A 15,998-nucleotide genomic window follows, 5' to 3' on the forward strand; every position below is an offset into this window, starting at 1 on the left:
CGCTCGGGCGGCGCGTCGCCGCGGCGCGCGAGGCGCTCGAGGCGCGGAGCGGGCGGCTCACCCTGCGCCCGGTGCAGGCCGAGATCGCGCGCGAGGGCCGCCGCCTCGCCGATCAGGGCGCGCGGCTCGACGCCGCCTTCGCCCGCCTCGTCGCCGAGCGGCGCGGCCGCCTCGACGCCGCCGACCGCCTGCGCGAGACGCTGGGCTACCGGGCGACGCTCGCGCGGGGCTACGCCGTGGTGCGCGGCGACGGCGCGGTGCTCACCCGCAAGGCCGAGGCCGCGCAGGCCCGCGCGCTGGAGATCGAGTTCGCCGACGGCCGCCTCGCGCTCTCGGGCCGCGGCGGCAAGCGCGGCGGCGCCGGCGGCGAGCCGCCCGAGCAGGGCGAGCTCTTCTGAGCCGGGCCGCGCGAAGAGGCCCGGCAGGGCCGATGAGCGCCGCCTGCCGCAGGCGCGCCTAGACGCCGACCTCGGGGCCGAGGCACTGCATCGGCTCCTCGCCCTCTTCGGCCTCGTAGAGCGGCACGGCGCTCTCGTCCTCGAAGATCGCGCGCAGCCCGTCCGGCCCCCGGAAGAAGCGCCAGCACTGCGGGCCGCTCCCGTCCTCGTAGACGAAGCAGATCATGCCGCGCGCGTCCTCGTACCACCGCCCGTCGAGGCAGCGCCCGTCCAGGAAGGACCAGGTCACCTCGCGGTTCTCGCGGTATTCCTCCACGCCGTAGGGCCGGCCGTTCTGCCCGTAATAGAGCGTCTTGCCGCGCGTGTAGGCGTCGAACTCCTCGGCGGTCATCGGCGTCTCGGCGCCGAGCGGCAGGGCGACGAGGGCGAGGGCGAGAGCGAGGATCGAGCGTAGCATGGTGCCAGTGTGCCAGAGCGGCGCTGCGAATGACAGACCGCCGCGCGCTCCGGCCCATGGCGCACCGCGCGCGGGATCGGAGGCGTGGCCGTCCGCCGCGCCTCAGCCCTCCTTGCGGCCGTCCGGGAAGCGCGTGCCCTTGACGGCGCCCGGCGTCCCGGGGACGAACCCCGTCTCCATGTACTGCACGACCTCGTCCGTGGTGAGCACCTTGGCCACGGTGCTGTTGGCCACCGTCAGCGCGATCTTCTGGTTGTCGGTCGCCGTGTCCACGGCATCGCCGACCACGACGACGTCGTAGCCCCGCGAGTTGCCGGCATAGGCGGTGCTCAGCACGCATTCGTCCGTCCAGAGCCCGACGATCACGATGGTGTCGATGGCATGCGCCTTCAGCTTCTCGTCGAGATAGGAGGCGCCGGTCTCGTCGAAGGTCCAGAACATGTCGAGGTGCTTGCCGTGGTAGAACCACCCCGCGTCGCGCTCCGCCTGCGTCGGGGCGATTTCGGCCAGCGGTTCGAGGCCGGCCGCGCCGGTGAAGACATAGGCCGCGTTCTCGGGCGTGTCCGGGCGCAGGCCGCGCGGGCCGTACCAGCGGTCCATCGCGTTCGAGATGCCGTCGTCGAACCGCCGGCTCCACGCGCTCCAGGCGATGCAGACCCCGTCATGCGCGGACCGGGCGGCGCGGAAGGCGCCGAGGATCTTCTCCAGATTGGGCAGGATCTCGCCGGCGTAGGGGCGGTATTCCTCCTGGCAGTCGTCGAGCAGCAGCGCGATGCGGCGCGGCCGGTCCTCGAGGTTCCACGCCGCCCAGAACGAGATGGGCGTGTCGTTCGGCCCGCCCGGCGTGTTCCGGTAATTGGGCATCGGCTCCAGCGCGAGGGCCATGTCCCGGTGCTTGCACGGCCGCTGCAGCGCCTCGCGGAGGGTCGGAACGTCGGAGGTGTCGGATGACATTATGGTGCTCCCTGAATTCTCCCTGAATGCTCCGGCGGACAACGGCACGCGATGGCGCGAGGTCCACCGGATCGACCGCGACTGAAACACGGGAACCATGCTGCGCCATGTCGGCCGGGCGATCAACGGCTGGGCCGGCGGCGCGTGTCGCCCTCTTCGCCGAGGGCGGCCCCCGCTCGGGCCGCGCGACGGTCGCCATCACCGGCTGGCTCTGTGGCAGGCCGGGCGCGCCGTCCTCCAGCCGCCCCCGCCGGAACGGCGAGGGCGACGCGACGCATGATGGCGTCCGAGCACGCAAATCCGGAACCGACCGGGCCGCGCGCGCCCTTCCATCCGGACCCCGCAGGGGTTACCTGAGGCGAAACCGTCGGAGGCCCGCCATGGCGTTCTTTTCCAAGCTGAAGGACCGGCTCTTCAAGTCCTCCTCGAAGCTCGACGAGGGGCTCGAGGCGATCGTCGAGGAGGGCGGCGCGGTCGAGCCCGCCGAGCCCGCGCCGCAGCGCGAGCCGGAGCATCCCCAGCACCCCGAGCCGCAGCCCGCGCCCGAGCCCGCGCCGATCCCCGAGCGCGAGCCGGAGCCCGAACGCGAGCCCGAGCCGCAGCCGGTCCCCGAGCCGGAGCCCGAACGCGAGCCCACGACACCCCCCGAGGAGCCGGGCGCGCCGCCCTTCGCGCCGCCCGAGCAGCCGCAGCCCGACGACCCGACGCCCGCGCCGGAGCCGCCGGGCCGGCCCGCCCCCTCCGAGCCTACGCCGGGGCCGCAGCCCGTCGAGATCCCCGGCGGCGCCCCGGACGAGATGCCGCCGCAGGAGGGCCGGGGCCTCTTCGGGCGCCTCTTCGGCCGGCGCGAGGCGCAGCCCGTCATGCGCCGCACCCTCGACGACGACATGCTCGAAAGCCTCGAGGAGCTCCTGATCGCCGCCGACATGGGCGTCGACACCGCGCTGCGCGTGACGTCGAACATGGCCGAGGGCCGGCTCGGCCGGAAGCTCTCGGTCGACGAGATCAAGCGCCTGCTCGCCGCCGAGATCTCGCGCGTGCTGGAGCCCGTGGCGCGGCCCCTGCCGATCTACGCCAAGCGCCCGCAGGTGGTGCTCGTCGTCGGCGTCAACGGCTCGGGCAAGACGACGACGATCGGCAAGCTCGCGAGCCAGTTCAAGGCCGCCGGCAAGGAGGTGGTGATCGCCGCCGGCGACACCTTCCGCGCCGCCGCCGTCGAACAGCTTCAGGTCTGGGGCCAGCGTGCGGGCGTTCCGGTGCTCACCGCGCCCGAGGGGTCCGACCCGGCGAGCCTCGCCTTCGACGCGATGGCCCGCGCGCAGGACGAGGGCGCGGATCTCCTGCTGATCGACACCGCCGGGCGGCTCCAGAACCGGCAGGACCTGATGGAGGAACTCGCCAAGATCGTCCGCGTGATCCGCAAGAAGGACCCGGAGGCGCCGCACAACACCCTCCTCGTGCTCGACGCGACGACCGGGCAGAACGCGCTCGCCCAGGTCGAGGTTTTCCGCCAGATCGCCGACGTCTCGGGCCTCGTGATGACGAAGCTCGACGGCACCGCGAAGGGCGGCGTGCTCGTCGCGCTCGCCGACCGCTTCGGCCTGCCCATCCACGCCATCGGCGTGGGCGAGCAGATCGACGACCTCGCCCCCTTCGACCCGGAGGAATTCGCCGCCGCGCTCACGGGGCTGGAGGCGCGCTGAGGCGGCGCGCGGCCCGCACGACGCGCCCACGACCTGCGGCGGAAAGGGTGCAGGGGCGGCGCCGCCCCAAGCCGGCGCGGGCCATGTGGCGCGCTCGCCAGACCCTGCCGCCAGCCCGGCGGCGCCGGACGGCCACGGCAGACAGGCCCGCCGGTCGAGCGCGCCGCACCCGCACTGTCGCGCCGCGACCGCACCTCACCCGCGCCAGCCGCGCCCGCACCCACGGCCCGCGACGCCCGCTCACTCCTCCGGATCGTCCTCCCGCTCCGCCGGGTCGTGCGGCCGCGTCAGCGGCGGCGGGATCAACCGCAGGAGCCAGAGCACCACGAGCGCCGCCACCGTCGCCAGCGCCGCGAGGCCGAGGCTCCCGGCCCCGCAGGCGAGCCCCACCGCGCCGGCGAGCCACATGCCGCCCCCCGTGGTCAGCCCGCGCACCCGGTCGCCGCGCAGGATGATCATGCCGGCGGCGAGAAAGGCGACCCCCGCCGTCACCGCCTCCACGAGGCGGATCGGGTCGAAGCGCAGGCTCTCCTCGGCGATCCCGTCGAGCGTCATCAGGTCGAAGGCCACCAGCGTGAAGAGACAGGCGGCGAGCGCGATGGTCATGTGCGTGCGCAGGCCCGCGGCCTTGTCGTGATACTCCCGCTCCCAGCCCATGAGCCCGCCGAAGAACAGCGCCGCCCCCATCCGGAGCCCCGCCTCCGCGAAGGAGAGCGTGCCCGGAGAGTCGAGCGGGGCGCGCGGCTCGGTCACCGCGCGGGCGAGATCGGCGAGAGACGGCTCCATGCCGCGAGCGTCGCGCAGGCGGCGCGCGCTGGCAAGCGGCCTTGATCGCCGCCCGCACCGTGGTAGGGGACATCCATGACCGAGAACCGCGCCCCCGACCCGACGCCCGTCTCCCCCTGGCTCAAGCAGGCGCTCGAACTCGGGCCGCCGCTCCTCTTCTTCGTCCTCTACCTGCGCCTGCGCGACGAGGTCTTCACCGTCGCGGGCACCGAGTACTCGGGCTTCATCGTCGCCACGGTGGCCTTCGTGCCGATCACGCTCGCCTCCATGGCCGCGCTCTGGTGGCTGACGGGGCGGCTTTCGCGGATGCAGGTCTTCACCGCGCTGATGGTCGTCGTCTTCGGCGCGCTCACCGCCTGGTTCAACGACGAGCGCTTCTTCAAGATGAAGACGACGATCGTCTACGGCTTCTTCGCCGCGCTCCTCGGCCTCGGGCTCCTGATGGGGCGCAGCCTCCTCGCCTACGTCCTCGCCGAGGCGCTGCCGATGCGGGCCGAGGGCTGGACGATCCTGACGCGCAGGCTGACCGGCATGTTCGCCGCGCTCGCGGTCGGCAACGAGATCGTCTGGCGCACCATGTCCACCGACGCCTGGGTCAAGATCGAGACCTTCGGCTTCCCGATCGCCCTCTTCGTCTTCCTCTGGTGGCAGATCGTCGCGCTGCAGCACCACATCGAGGACGAGGGGAAGGGCTGAGCCGCGCATCGGCCCTTTCGGGCCTCTTCGCTCCGGCGGCGCACGCCCCGGCGCTTCTTCTTGGGTCAAATATCCTCGGGGGGTGAATTGGCCGTCAGGCCAAGAGGGGGCAGACAGCCCCCCTCCCGCCGCGCGCCTCAGCCCTTCTGCCCGAAGAGGATCTTCTGCGCCTCGCGGTCGGTCGCGCCGGCGCCGCGGCTCTCCTCGGCCACGGCGCGGCCGCGCTGGACGGCGGGGCGCGCCGCCACGAGGTCGAGCCAGCGCGCGAGGTTCGGCTTGTCCTCGATCGTCTGCTCCTGCCCCTCCCAGAGCGAGGCCCAGGGCCAGATCGCCATGTCCGCGATGGAGTAGAAATCGCCCGCGACGTATTCGCTCTCGCCGAGCCGCGTATCCAGCACGCGCAGGAGGCGCCCGGTCTCGTTGCGGTAGCGGTCCTTGGCGTAGGGCAGGTCCTGCGGCGGGTCCATGGTGGGCGCGTACTTGATGAAGTGATGCGCCTGCCCCGCCATCGGGCCGAGGCCGCCCATCTGCCACATCAGCCACTGGTCGACGGCGATCCGGTCGCGCTCCGTGGGACCGCCGAAAAGGCCGGTCTTGCGCGCGAGATACTGCAGGATCGCGCCGGATTCGAAGATCGGGATCGGCGCGCCGTCGGGGCCCTCGGGGTCCACGATCGCGGGCATCCGGTTGTTGGGCGCGATCTTGAGGAACTCGGGGTCGAACTGGTCCCCCTTGCCGATGTTCACGAGATGCAGCTTGTAGGGAAGCTCCATCTCCTCCAGCGCGATGGTGATCTTCCAGCCGTTGGGCGTCGGCCAGTAGTACAGGTCGATGGGCGTGGTCATGGCGCCTCCTTTCGCTGGTGCGTCAGGATGGCGCGGCCGCGGGCGATGGCAAGGGGGCGCGGGCACCGCTCGCCCGGCCGGAGGCCGTCGCGAGCGCGGCGAGCGGCACGCGCTCCGGCGCACGCAGGAGCGCACGGTAGAGATCGAGCGCGCCCGGTCGCAGGTAGGCCGACCAGTGGCAGATCCGCCGCGCGGGCGGCGCCACGCGAAAGCCCCGGCCCGCGAGCGCCGCGAGCGTCCGCGCGTCGTCGAGGCGCAGCGTCGCCCGCCGCGGCCCCGGCGCGAGGCCGCGTCCGAGGGTCACGTCGCCCGGCCGGGCCGGCGCGATCAGCGCCTCGAGCATGAGATCGAACGGGAGGTTCTCGCGGCTCGCGACGTTGACGAGCTCCGCCCCGCGCCCGCCGGGGGCCGCGAGCGCGGCCTCGGCGGCGCCGGCGAACTCCGCCCCCGCGAGCAGCAGGACCCGGCCGAAGGCGCCCTCGGCCGCGCGCGTCATCGCCGCGAGCGCCACGCGCGCGCCGAGCGAATGGGCGACGACATGCACCGGCCGCACCGGCGCGGCGGCGCGCAGCACCTCGACGACCTGCGCGAGCGCGACCCCGGCGGCCTCGGCGCGGCGCCACGCCTCCCACAGCGTGCCGCGGGCGTGCCAGCCGAAGGCGAGGCCGAGCCCCTCCTCGGCGCTCGCGCCCGCGAAACCGAGGGCCCGCGGCCAGCTCACCGCCTTCCAGCAGTCGCGCCGCGCCTCGAGCCCGAGGATGTGCCGGTGCGGGCAGCGGACCGGATGGCCGGGGACGAATTTGTAGCCGTGGATCATCACCACGACCGGACCGCGCGTGCCGCGGACGGCTTCGGCGAGCAGGGCGCCCGGCGCCTCGCCCAGGCCGTGCAGCTGCGGGCGGTCCTCGACGGCATCGACCCGGATGAGCGTCATCGCCCCTTGACCCTACCAGATGTTGTGGGGCTCCTAGCGTGCCTCTGCGAAGGCCGGGTGACGTCGGCATGACGCCCGCGTGACGCGGTTGACGGGCCGTGGTGCGGGGCTTAAGCGCACCGGCGTGGCGACGCGTCGCCGGATTGCGGGCCACGCGAAAGACACCGCTGAAGAGGTCGGGCCGGACCCGCCCCCGGTCGCTCGGCCGCGCCTCGCAGGCGACGTCAGGGGGGCGCAGCGCTCCGGGAGACAGGGAATGGCCGAGGACTGGAAGCCGCGCACGCGGCTCGTGCACGGCGGCGCGCGCCGCTCGCAATACGCCGAGGTGAGCGAGGCGCTGCACCTCACGCAGGGCTTCGTCTACGAGAGCGCCGAGGCGGCGGAGGCTCGGTTCCGCGACGCCGGCCCGGACGAGTTCATCTACGCGCGCTACGGCAATCCCACCGTCGCCACCTTCGAGGACCGCATCGCCGCGCTCGAGGGCACCGAGGCGGGCTTCGCCACGGCGAGCGGAATGGCCGCCGTCTCGGGCGCGCTCATGGCGCTGACGCGGGCGGGCGATCACGTGGTGGCGGCGCGCGCGCTCTTCGGCTCCTGCCTCTACGTGCTCGAGGAGGTGCTCGCGCGCTTCGGCGTGGAGGTCACCTTCGTCGACGGGACCGATCTCCACCATTGGCGCGCGGCGGTGCGGCCGGACACGCGGCTCGTGTTCTTCGAATCGGTCTCCAACCCGGCGCTCGAGGTCGTGGACATCGCCGCCGTGGCGGAGATCGCCCATGCCGCGGGCGCCCTCGTCGTGGTGGACAACGTCTTCGCCACGCCGGTCTACTCGCGCGCGGTGGCGCAGGGCGCGGACATCGTGATCTATTCGGCCACCAAGCACATCGACGGGCAGGGGCGCACATTGGGCGGCGTGATCCTCGGCCCGCGCGAGATCGTGCGCGGCCCGGTCGAGGCCTACATGAAGCACACGGGCGGCGCGCTCTCGCCCTTCAACGCCTGGGTCATGCTGAAGGGGCTCGAGACGCTCGAGCTGCGCGTGCGCGCGCAGGCGGAAACCGCGGCGCGCATCGCCGCCGCGCTCGAGGGGCACCCGAAGCTCGCGCGGGTGATCTACCCGGGCCTGCCGTCGCACCCGCAGTTCGAGCTCGCGCAGCGGCAGATGGGGACGGGCGGCACGCTCCTCGCCGTCGAGCTCGCGGGCGGGCAGGCGGCGGCCTTCCGGATGCTCGACGCGCTCGGGATCGTGCTGATCTCGAACAATCTGGGCGACGCGAAGTCGATCGCCACGCATCCGGCGACCACCACGCATCAGCGCCTGCCGGAGGTGCAGAAGACCGCGCTCGGCATCACGCCGGGGCTGGTGCGGCTCTCGGCGGGGCTCGAGGATGCGGACGACCTGATCGCCGATCTGCGCGCCGCCCTCGACGCGGCCTGAGGCGGCGCGTCTCGCGCCCGAGCGGGCGCTCGGCGCGGAGCGGCGCGCGGCGGGCCGGGCCGGCGCAATCCGCAGGCAAAGCGACGAAATTTTCGTGAAAGTTGGATTTCCCGCCGTCCGCGACCTATCTTGCGGCACCGGACAGGGACGAGAGGGCAGGACGCCATGAACATCCAGATTTCCGATCTCGACCGGACGCCCGACCGCGACGAGGCCGAGGCCGCGCTCGCCAAGCTCCGCCGGTGGATGGAGCACGCGAGCGACGCGGAGATCGACGCCCTCGACCCCATGATGCGGCGGCTCCTGTCCGGCGACGGCGGCTATCCGGACCTCTCGCGCGTCTACCCGGAGGGCTTCGCGGCCGACGCCGCCTATCGCGCGACGCTGCCCGATCTGCAGAACGGCCCCGCCGCGCTGATCCGCGGCGCGCGCCGGCCGATCCAGCACGTCGGCATCTCCAACTTCCGCCTGCCCATCCGCTTCGCCACGCGCGGCGGCGGGGAGATGACGCTCGAGACCTCGGTGACGGGCACCGTCAGCCTCGACGCCGAGAAGAAGGGCATCAACATGAGCCGCATCATGCGGAGCTTCTACACCCACGCCGAGCGGGTGGTGAGCTTCGCGGTGATCGAGGCGGCGCTCGACGACTACAAGACCGACCTCGAGACGCTCGACGCGCGCATCCAGATGCGGGCCTCCTTCCCGATGAAGGTGGAGAGCCTGCGCTCGGGCCTCGCGGGGTATCAGTATTACGACATCGCGCTCGAACTCGTGGAGCGCGCGGGCGTGCGCCGGCGCATCCTGCACCTCGACTACGTCTATTCCTCGACCTGCCCCTGTTCGCTGGAACTCTCGGAGCACGCGCGGCGCGAGCGCGGGCAACTGGCGACGCCCCACTCGCAGCGCTCGGTGGCGCGCATCTCGGTGGAACTGACCGAGGATGGCTGCCTCTGGTTCGAGGACCTCGTCGAGATGTGCCGCGCCGCCGTGCCGACCGAGACGCAGGTCATGGTCAAGCGCGAGGACGAGCAGGCCTTCGCCGAGCTCAACGCCGCCAACCCGATCTTCGTGGAGGACGCCGCGCGCCTCTTCGCCGCCGAGCTGGAGCGCGACGCGCGCGTGGGCGACTTCCGCGTGGTGGCGAGCCACCAGGAAAGCCTGCACAGCCACGACGCGGTCTCCGTGCTGACGGAGGGCGAGACCTTCGCCGGCGAAAGCCTCGACCCGCGGCTCTTCGGCACGCTGGTTCACCCGGGCTGAGCCCGCCTCACGGGGGCGTGACGCCGGCGCGCGTGTGACATCGCGCGGGGCGCGCTATATCGTGACGTCGTTCGTAATCACGGGACGCGCGCATGCTCCGGCAACTTTTCCTCTCGCTCGGCGTGATCGCGGGCACCGTGGCGCTCTGGATCGCCTATGTGCCTGCCGCGATGCCCTTTCTCGACCGGATCGGCGTGCTCGACCTCGTGGGCGTCGAGCATGCCGAGGCGGAGGACGCCGGCGGCGGCGGCGGCTGGGGTGGCGGCGGGCCGGCCACGGTGGTCGCGGCGCCGGTGGGCGAGGGGCGCATCGGCGATCGCGTGGTCGCCATCGGCGACGGCGAGGCGCTGCGCCGGGTTGAACTGCGCGCCGAGGCGACGGGCCAGATCGTCGAGATCGGCGTCGCGCCGGGCGCGCGCATCGAGAAAGGCGCGCTCGTCGTGCGCCTCGACGACGAGGCCGAGCGCATCGCGCTCGAGCGCGCGCGGCTCACCCTCGACGACGCCCGCGATCAGGCCGGGCGGCTGGAGCGGCTGAGCGACACGGGCGCGGTCACCGACGTGCGCCGGCGCGAGGCAGAGCTCGCGCTGCGCCAGGCCGAGCTCGCCGTGCGCGAGGCGGAATACGACCTCGCCGAGCGGCGCGTGCGCGCGCCCATCGCCGGCTGGACCGGCGTGCCCGGGATCGAGGTGGGCGACCGCGTGCGCGCCGGCGACACGCTGATCACGATTACCGACCGTTCCGAAATCCTGATCGATTTCCGCGTGCCCGAGCGTGTGGCGAGCCGGGTCGCGCCGGGCATGGCGCTCGAGGCGCGGCCGCTCGCGCTGCCCGACCGCCGGCTCGCGGGCGAGGTGCGGGCGGTGGACGCGCTCGTCGATCCGGCGAGCCGGACCCTGCGCGTGCAGGGGCGCGTGGATAACGACGCCGACCTCCTGCGCGGCGGCATGGCCTTCGAGGTGGCGCTCGACTTCCCCGGCGAGACGCTGCCGGCGGTCGATCCGCTCGCCGTGCAATGGTCGGGCGAGGGGTCCTACGTCTGGGCGGTGCGCGAGGGGACGGCGACCCGCGTGCCGGTGACGATCCGCCAGCGCGACGCCGACCGGGTGCTGGTCGAGGGCGATCTCGCCCCGGACGAGCGCGTGGTCACCGAGGGCGTGCAGGGCCTGCGCCCCGGCGCGGAGGTCCGCGTGGCCGAGCCGCAGGCGGCGCGCGCCGCCCCGGCGCAGCGCAAGCTTTGAGGGTGCCGCGATGATGGAGAGCGCCAACCGCACCGCCGAGGGCGGCACCGCACTTTTCGTGCGCCGCCCGATCCTCGCCTATGTCCTGAGCGCGCTCATCGTGCTCGCGGGGGTGGCCGCGCTCCTCGGCGCCGAGATCCGCGAGCTGCCCAACGTGGACCGCCCGGTGGTCACGGTGACGACGGAGTTTCCCGGCGCCGCGCCCGAGACCCTCGATCAGGAAGTGACCGGGCGGATCGAGGGGGCCGTGGGCCGCGTGGCGGGCATCCGCGCGATCTCGTCGAACTCCCGCTTCGGGCGCAGCCGCGTGACGCTCGAGTTCAACGAGAGCGTGGATGTCGACGTCGCCGCGACCGACGTGCGCGACGCGGTGGCGCGCATCGCGGGGCAGCTCCCGGAAGAGGCCGAGGAGCCCGAGGTGGTCAAGGCCGACGCCGACGCGCAGCCCGTCGTGCGCGTCGCCGTCACCTCGCCCACCCGCGCGCCGCAGGATCTGACGCGCATCGTCGAGGACCGGGTCGAGGACCGGCTGATCTCGATCGAGGGGGTGGCCGACCTGCAGGTCTACGGCGACCGCGCGCCGATCTTCCGGGTGGACGTGGACCTCGCCGCGCTGGCGAGCCGGGGGCTGACGCTGGCCGATATCCGCGCGGCGCTCGGCGACGCGGGCTTCAACGCCGCCGCCGGCGATCTCTCCGGCGCGCGTTCCTCGATCAACGTGCGCACCACGGCGATGCTGACCGTGCCGGCGGATTTCGAGGACCTGAAGCTCGCCGAGAACGTGGCGCTCGGCGACGTGGCGACGGTCACCCTCGGCCCCGCGCCGGACGAGACGGTGCTGCGCGCCAACGGCGAGACGGGCGTCGGCATCGGGGTGATCCGGCAGGCCGGGAGCAACACGCTCGACATCTCGGCGGCCGTGCGCGCCACGGTGGCCGAGCTCGACCGGACGCTGCCCGAGGACGTGGCGATCTTCGTCACCTCGGACGACGCCATCTTCATCGAGGACGCGATCCGTGAAGTTGTCAAGACGCTCGCCGCGGCGACGCTGATCGTGGTGGCGGTGATCTTCGTCTTCCTGCGCGACGGGCGGGCGACGCTAATCCCGGCGGTGACGATGCCCGTCGCGCTCATCGGCACGCTCGCCGCGATCTGGGTCGTGGGCTTCTCGGTCAACATCCTGACGCTTCTGGCGCTGGTGCTCGCCACCGGGCTCGTCGTGGACGACGCGATCGTCGTGCTCGAGAACATCGTGCGCCGCCGGTCCGAGGGGATGGGCGCGCGCGCCGCCGCGGTGCTCGGCGCGCGGCAGGTCTTCTTCGCGGTGGTCACCACGACGGCGACGCTCGCCGCGGTCTTCGTGCCGCTGAGCTTCCTGCCGGGGCAGGCGGGCGGGCTCTTCCGCGAGTTCGGCTTCACGCTGGCGATGGCTGTCGCGCTGTCGAGCCTCGTGGCGCTGACGCTCTGCCCCGTGCTGGCGAGCCGGCTGCTGACGTCGGAGGCGGGCGCGCCCCGGCGCGGGCCGGTCGCCCGGGTGGGGGGCGCGCTGGTGGCGCTCTACGCGCGCACGCTGCGCTGGGCGCTCGCCGCGCCGCTCGTCGTCGTGGTCGCCGCGGCGCTCTTCGCGGCGACGGCGGTTTTCGTGGTCGACGGCATCCGCCAGGAACTCACCCCGCGCGAGGATCGCGCGGTCGCGCTCCTGAGCGTGCGCGCGCCGCAGGGCGTCTCGCTCGACTACACGCTCGACAAGATGCGCGAGATCGAGGCGGCGGTGGCGCCCCTGCGCGAGACGGGCGAGATCGAGAACGTCTTCTCCATCGCCGGCTTCGGCTCCGACAGCCGGGGGTTCATGGTGTTCTCGCTCTCGGACTGGGGCGAGCGCGCGCGCAGCCAGGACGCCATCGTGGGAGAGATCAATGGCAAGCTGCGCGGCATCGTCGGCGTGCGCGCCTTCGCGATCCAGCCGAACTCCCTCGGCATCCGGGGCGCGGGGCGGGGCCTGAGCTTCGCGATCACGGGCGACGCCTACGACCAGCTCGGCGAGGTGGCGCAGCGCCTCGTCGCGCGGATGCAGGAGGAGCCCGCCTTCGGCAGCGTGCGCCTCGACTACGAGCTCACGCGCCCGCAGCTCTCGGTGGAGATCGACCGCACCCGCGCGGCCGACCTCGGCATCGACATCACCGGGCTCGGGGGTGCGCTGCGCGCGGTGCTGAACGGGCTCACCGTGGGCTCGGTCTTCGTCGGCGACGAGGCGATCGACGTGCAGATGCTCTCGACCGCCGATCCGGTGAACGACCCGGGCGATCTGCAGAACATCTTCGTGCAGGCGGGCTCGGGGCAGATGGTGCCGATGGCGAGCTTCGTGCGCCTGACCGAGGAGGCCGTCGCGCCGGAGCTCGGCCGCGAGGGACAGCAGCGCGCGGTGGAGATCACCGCCTCGCTCACGCCCGAGCTCGCCCTCGGCGACGCGCTCGCGCGGGTGGAGGCGGTGGGCGAGGACGTGCTCGCCGAGGAGAACCGCATCGTGCCCTTGGCCGAGGCTGCTACGCTCGACCAGACGAACGCCGGCATCCTCGCGGTCTTCGGCTTCGCCATCGCGGTCGTCTTCCTCGTGCTCTCGGCGCAGTTCGAAAGCTTCGTCTCGGCGGTGGTGGTGATGGCGACGGTGCCCCTCGGCCTCGCCTGCGCGGCTTTCGCGCTCCTCTTCACGGGGCAGAGCCTCAACGTCTATTCGCAGATCGGGCTGATCATGCTGATCGGCATCATGGCGAAGAACGGCATCCTGATCGTGGAGTTCGCCAACCAGCGCCGCGAGACGGGATCGGGCGTGCGCGATGCGATCCTCGACGCGGCGACGATCCGCCTGCGCCCGGTGATGATGACGATGACCTCGACCGTTCTGGGCGGTCTGCCGCTGATCCTCTCGTCGGGGGCGGGCGCCGAGGCGCGCAGCGCGCTCGGCTGGGTCATCGTCGGCGGCCTCGGCCTCGCCACGCTGGCGACGCTCTACCTGACGCCGGTGGCCTATCTGCTGCTCGCGCGCTTCTCGAAGCCGCGCTCGGAAGAGGCGCGACGCCTGACCCGCGAGCTCGAGGAGGCGCTCGCCGGCTGACCGGCGCGCGCCCCCGTGGAGCGCTTCCCCTCCAGCGACCTGCCCGACCCATCCGCCGGCGGCGCCCCCCGCGCCGCCGGGCGGCGCGCGCATCGATCAATTCCTGAGCAGGAAGCGGGGGTTAGCCGCGCTGCAGCGTCGATGTCGCAAAACATCATTGAACTGTCGCAAACAGTCGTTATGACTCGGGTCCATCGCAGGGCCGCGTCACGAGGACGCGGCGTCATCTGCCCGACGGCCACGCCGCGGGCGCCGGAGGCGAGACGCCCGGCGCCGCGCGGCCCGGACACCGGAGCGCCCGCGACAGCGTGAGCGCGTGTCCCACCGGCCGGAGCGAGGGCGAACGACAGGGACCATCGAGCGTCGCGCGGCCGCCGGAGCCTCCGGCCGCCGCGTACGGCGCCGAGCGCACAGGGAGACCCGCATGGCCGACGCAGCCAAGGTGCAGAATTTCGAGCTGGATCTCGACGAACAGGCCTACGGCGACGACCCGCTCGCCGACCGCGAGACGGACCTCTACCGCGGCGAATACGTGATGTCCTTCGTCGAGAAGTGGGACGAGCTCATCGACTGGCGCGGCCGCGCCGAGAGCGAGGGGCAGTTCTTCATCGACATCCTGCGCGCCCGCGGCAAGGAGACGGTGCTCGACGTGGCGGCCGGCACCGGCTTCCACTCGGTGCGGCTGACCGAGGCGGGCTTCAACGTGACCACCGCCGACGGCTCGGCGGCGATGGTGGCCAAGGCCTTCGAGAACGGGCAGGCGCGCGGGCTGATCCTCAAGACCGTGCAGGCCGACTGGCGCTGGCTCAACCGCGACATCCAGGGCAAGTACGACGCGATCATCTGCCTCGGCAATTCCTTCACGCACCTGCACGAAGAGCATGACCGCCGCCGCGCGCTCGCTGAGTTCTACGCCGCGCTGAAGCACGACGGCATCCTGATCCTCGACCAGCGCAACTACGACGCGATGCTCGATCACGGCTTCTCGACGAAGCACAAGTATTACTACTGCGGCGACCGCGTCACCGCCGAGCCGGAGCACGTGGACGAGGGCCTCTGCCGGATGAAGTATTCCTTCCCGGACGGCTCGGACTACACGCTCAACATGTGCCCGATCCGCAAGAACTACGTGCGCCGCCTGCTGACCGAGGCGGGCTTCGCCCGGGTGCGCACCTACGGCGACTTTCAGGAGACCTACGCCGAGGACGAGCCGGACTTCTTCATCCACGTCGCCGAGAAATCCACGCTGCACGTCGCGCGCTGGGGCGGCGGCGCCCGCGAGGCGGGCGAGGCCGACGTCCGCGACGTCGCCGAGGATTACTACGACAGCGAGAGCGCCGACGCCTTCTATTCGACCGTCTGGGGCGGGCAGGACCTGCACGTGGGCTGCTACGAGCAGACGAAGGACATCAAGGAGGCCTCCGACGTCACGGTCGATCGCATGATCGCCAAGCTGCCGGAGGTCTCGGCCGACACGCGCGTGCTCGACATCGGCGCGGGCTACGGGGGCGCGATGCGCCGCCTGATCGGCCAGCGCGGCGGGCAGGCGACCTGCCTCAACATCTCCGAGGTGCAGAACGACACCAACCGCCACCGCAACCGCACGCAGGGCTTCTCGGACACGATCCGCGTCGTGCACGGCGTCTTCGAGAACATCCCCGAGCCGGACGCGAGCTACGACATCGTCTGGAGCCAGGACGCGATCCTGCACTCGGATCAGCGCCAGACGGTGCTCGGCGAGGTGTGGCGCGTGCTCAAGCCCGGCGGGCTCTTCGTCTTCACCGACCCGATGCAGGCGGACGACGCCGACCCGGCCGGGCTGCAGGCCGTTTACGACCGGCTCCAGCTGCCCTCGCTCGGCTCCTTCCGCTTCTACCGCGAGGCGGCCGAGGCGCTCGGCTTCCAAACGGTCGAGCAGGAGGACCTGACCCACAACCTGCGCGCCCATTACGCGCGGGTGCGCGAGGACATGCTCGCCAACCGCGAGAAGCTGATCGAGAGCGGCGCCTCGGCGGAGTATCTCGACAAGATGGCCGTGGGGCTCGAGAACTGGGTGAAGGCCGCCGACGCGGGCAACCTCGCCTGGGGCATCCAGGTCTTCCGCAAGCCCGACTGATCCGGCCGCCGGGGCGCCCGCGCGCTTCGATCCTCTGCATGATGATCATGAAGCATCC

Annotated in this window: 13 protein-coding genes and 1 riboswitch; of the genes, 8 read left to right on the forward strand and 5 right to left on the reverse strand. The window is 72.7% G+C overall.

The genetic code is table 11. From position 1 onward, the window contains the following. The coding region (locus tag DRV84_RS06795; RefSeq protein ID WP_275668733.1) for an exodeoxyribonuclease VII large subunit at positions 1-398 on the forward strand (398 nt) is incomplete at its 5' end. A gap of 58 nt (positions 399-456) precedes the next feature. On the opposite strand, the gene DRV84_RS06800 is transcribed toward DRV84_RS06795, so the two are convergent. After that, positions 457-855, reverse strand: coding sequence for a hypothetical protein (locus DRV84_RS06800; protein WP_115979137.1), 399 nt, complete (start codon positions 853-855; stop codon positions 457-459). Positions 856-957: 102 nt separating this feature from the next. Continuing rightward, complete coding sequence (locus tag DRV84_RS06805; protein ID WP_158547764.1) at positions 958-1,809, reverse strand: isochorismatase family protein; 852 nt, start codon at positions 1,807-1,809, stop codon at positions 958-960. A gap of 380 nt (positions 1,810-2,189) precedes the next feature. Between DRV84_RS06805 and ftsY the strand changes: the two genes are divergently transcribed. Beyond that, positions 2,190-3,512 carry a signal recognition particle-docking protein FtsY gene (ftsY, locus tag DRV84_RS06810; RefSeq protein WP_115979139.1) on the forward strand — a complete coding sequence of 441 codons (1,323 nt, stop codon included), beginning with the start codon at positions 2,190-2,192 and terminating at the stop codon, positions 3,510-3,512. Between the two features lie 240 nt (positions 3,513-3,752). Here the strand turns inward: ftsY and DRV84_RS06815 are convergent, their stop codons facing one another. Then, positions 3,753-4,298: an MgtC/SapB family protein gene (locus DRV84_RS06815; RefSeq protein WP_115979140.1), complete on the reverse strand. Its 546-nt coding sequence runs from the start codon at positions 4,296-4,298 to the stop codon at positions 3,753-3,755. A gap of 75 nt (positions 4,299-4,373) precedes the next feature. On the opposite strand from DRV84_RS06815, the gene DRV84_RS06820 reads away from it, so the two are divergent. After that, positions 4,374-4,994 carry an inner membrane-spanning protein YciB gene (locus DRV84_RS06820; RefSeq protein WP_115979141.1) on the forward strand — a complete coding sequence of 207 codons (621 nt, stop codon included), beginning with the start codon at positions 4,374-4,376 and terminating at the stop codon, positions 4,992-4,994. A 137-nt stretch (positions 4,995-5,131) separates the two neighbouring features. On the opposite strand, the gene DRV84_RS06825 is transcribed toward DRV84_RS06820, so the two are convergent. Beyond that, the gene (locus DRV84_RS06825) at positions 5,132-5,839 is read right to left on the reverse strand and encodes a glutathione S-transferase N-terminal domain-containing protein (protein ID WP_115979142.1); all 708 of its coding nucleotides are present in this window, start codon (positions 5,837-5,839) and stop codon (positions 5,132-5,134) included. A gap of 22 nt (positions 5,840-5,861) precedes the next feature. Further along, positions 5,862-6,773: an alpha/beta hydrolase gene (locus DRV84_RS06830; protein ID WP_115979143.1), complete on the reverse strand. Its 912-nt coding sequence runs from the start codon at positions 6,771-6,773 to the stop codon at positions 5,862-5,864. A 114-nt stretch (positions 6,774-6,887) separates the two neighbouring features. Continuing rightward, positions 6,888-6,965: riboswitch (SAM riboswitch) on the forward strand. A 64-nt stretch (positions 6,966-7,029) separates the two neighbouring features. Here DRV84_RS06830 and metZ point away from each other — a divergent pair. The 5 genes from metZ (at position 7,030) to DRV84_RS06855 (ending at position 15,940) form a co-directional block, all read left to right on the forward strand. Further along, positions 7,030-8,211 carry an O-succinylhomoserine sulfhydrylase gene (metZ, locus tag DRV84_RS06835; RefSeq protein WP_115979144.1) on the forward strand — a complete coding sequence of 394 codons (1,182 nt, stop codon included), beginning with the start codon at positions 7,030-7,032 and terminating at the stop codon, positions 8,209-8,211. 165 nt (positions 8,212-8,376) lie between these two features. Beyond that, complete coding sequence (gene folE2 / locus DRV84_RS06840; protein ID WP_115979145.1) at positions 8,377-9,471, forward strand: GTP cyclohydrolase FolE2; 1,095 nt, start codon at positions 8,377-8,379, stop codon at positions 9,469-9,471. Between the two features lie 92 nt (positions 9,472-9,563). Further along, on the forward strand, positions 9,564-10,712 hold the full coding sequence (locus DRV84_RS06845) for an efflux RND transporter periplasmic adaptor subunit (RefSeq protein ID WP_115979146.1): 1,149 nt from the start codon (positions 9,564-9,566) through the stop codon (positions 10,710-10,712). Between the two features lie 13 nt (positions 10,713-10,725). After that, positions 10,726-13,824, forward strand: coding sequence for an efflux RND transporter permease subunit (locus DRV84_RS06850; RefSeq protein ID WP_205026727.1), 3,099 nt, complete (start codon positions 10,726-10,728; stop codon positions 13,822-13,824). Between the two features lie 424 nt (positions 13,825-14,248). Then, on the forward strand, positions 14,249-15,940 hold the full coding sequence (locus tag DRV84_RS06855; RefSeq protein WP_115979148.1) for a glycine/sarcosine N-methyltransferase: 1,692 nt from the start codon (positions 14,249-14,251) through the stop codon (positions 15,938-15,940). Positions 15,941-15,998: the final 58 nt, after the last annotated feature.

Source organism: Rhodosalinus sediminis, from assembly GCF_003385555.1.
GTDB classification, from domain to species: Bacteria; Pseudomonadota; Alphaproteobacteria; order Rhodobacterales; family Rhodobacteraceae; genus Rhodosalinus; species Rhodosalinus sediminis.

Excerpts from the sequence above, each read along its gene's own strand:
- DRV84_RS06800 (WP_115979137.1), bottom strand. The coding sequence starts at position 855 with ATGCTACGCTCGATCCTCGCTCTCGCCCTCGCCCTCGTCGCCCTGCCG.
- DRV84_RS06805 (WP_158547764.1), bottom strand. The coding sequence starts at position 1,809 with ATGTCATCCGACACCTCCGACGTTCCGACCCTCCGCGAGGCGCTGCAG.
- ftsY (WP_115979139.1), top strand. The coding sequence starts at position 2,190 with ATGGCGTTCTTTTCCAAGCTGAAGGACCGGCTCTTCAAGTCCTCCTCG.
- DRV84_RS06815 (WP_115979140.1), bottom strand. The coding sequence starts at position 4,298 with ATGGAGCCGTCTCTCGCCGATCTCGCCCGCGCGGTGACCGAGCCGCGC.
- DRV84_RS06820 (WP_115979141.1), top strand. The coding sequence starts at position 4,374 with ATGACCGAGAACCGCGCCCCCGACCCGACGCCCGTCTCCCCCTGGCTC.
- DRV84_RS06825 (WP_115979142.1), bottom strand. The coding sequence starts at position 5,839 with ATGACCACGCCCATCGACCTGTACTACTGGCCGACGCCCAACGGCTGG.
- DRV84_RS06830 (WP_115979143.1), bottom strand. The coding sequence starts at position 6,773 with ATGACGCTCATCCGGGTCGATGCCGTCGAGGACCGCCCGCAGCTGCAC.
- metZ (WP_115979144.1), top strand. The coding sequence starts at position 7,030 with ATGGCCGAGGACTGGAAGCCGCGCACGCGGCTCGTGCACGGCGGCGCG.
- folE2 (WP_115979145.1), top strand. The coding sequence starts at position 8,377 with ATGAACATCCAGATTTCCGATCTCGACCGGACGCCCGACCGCGACGAG.
- DRV84_RS06845 (WP_115979146.1), top strand. The coding sequence starts at position 9,564 with ATGCTCCGGCAACTTTTCCTCTCGCTCGGCGTGATCGCGGGCACCGTG.
- DRV84_RS06850 (WP_205026727.1), top strand. The coding sequence starts at position 10,726 with ATGGAGAGCGCCAACCGCACCGCCGAGGGCGGCACCGCACTTTTCGTG.
- DRV84_RS06855 (WP_115979148.1), top strand. The coding sequence starts at position 14,249 with ATGGCCGACGCAGCCAAGGTGCAGAATTTCGAGCTGGATCTCGACGAA.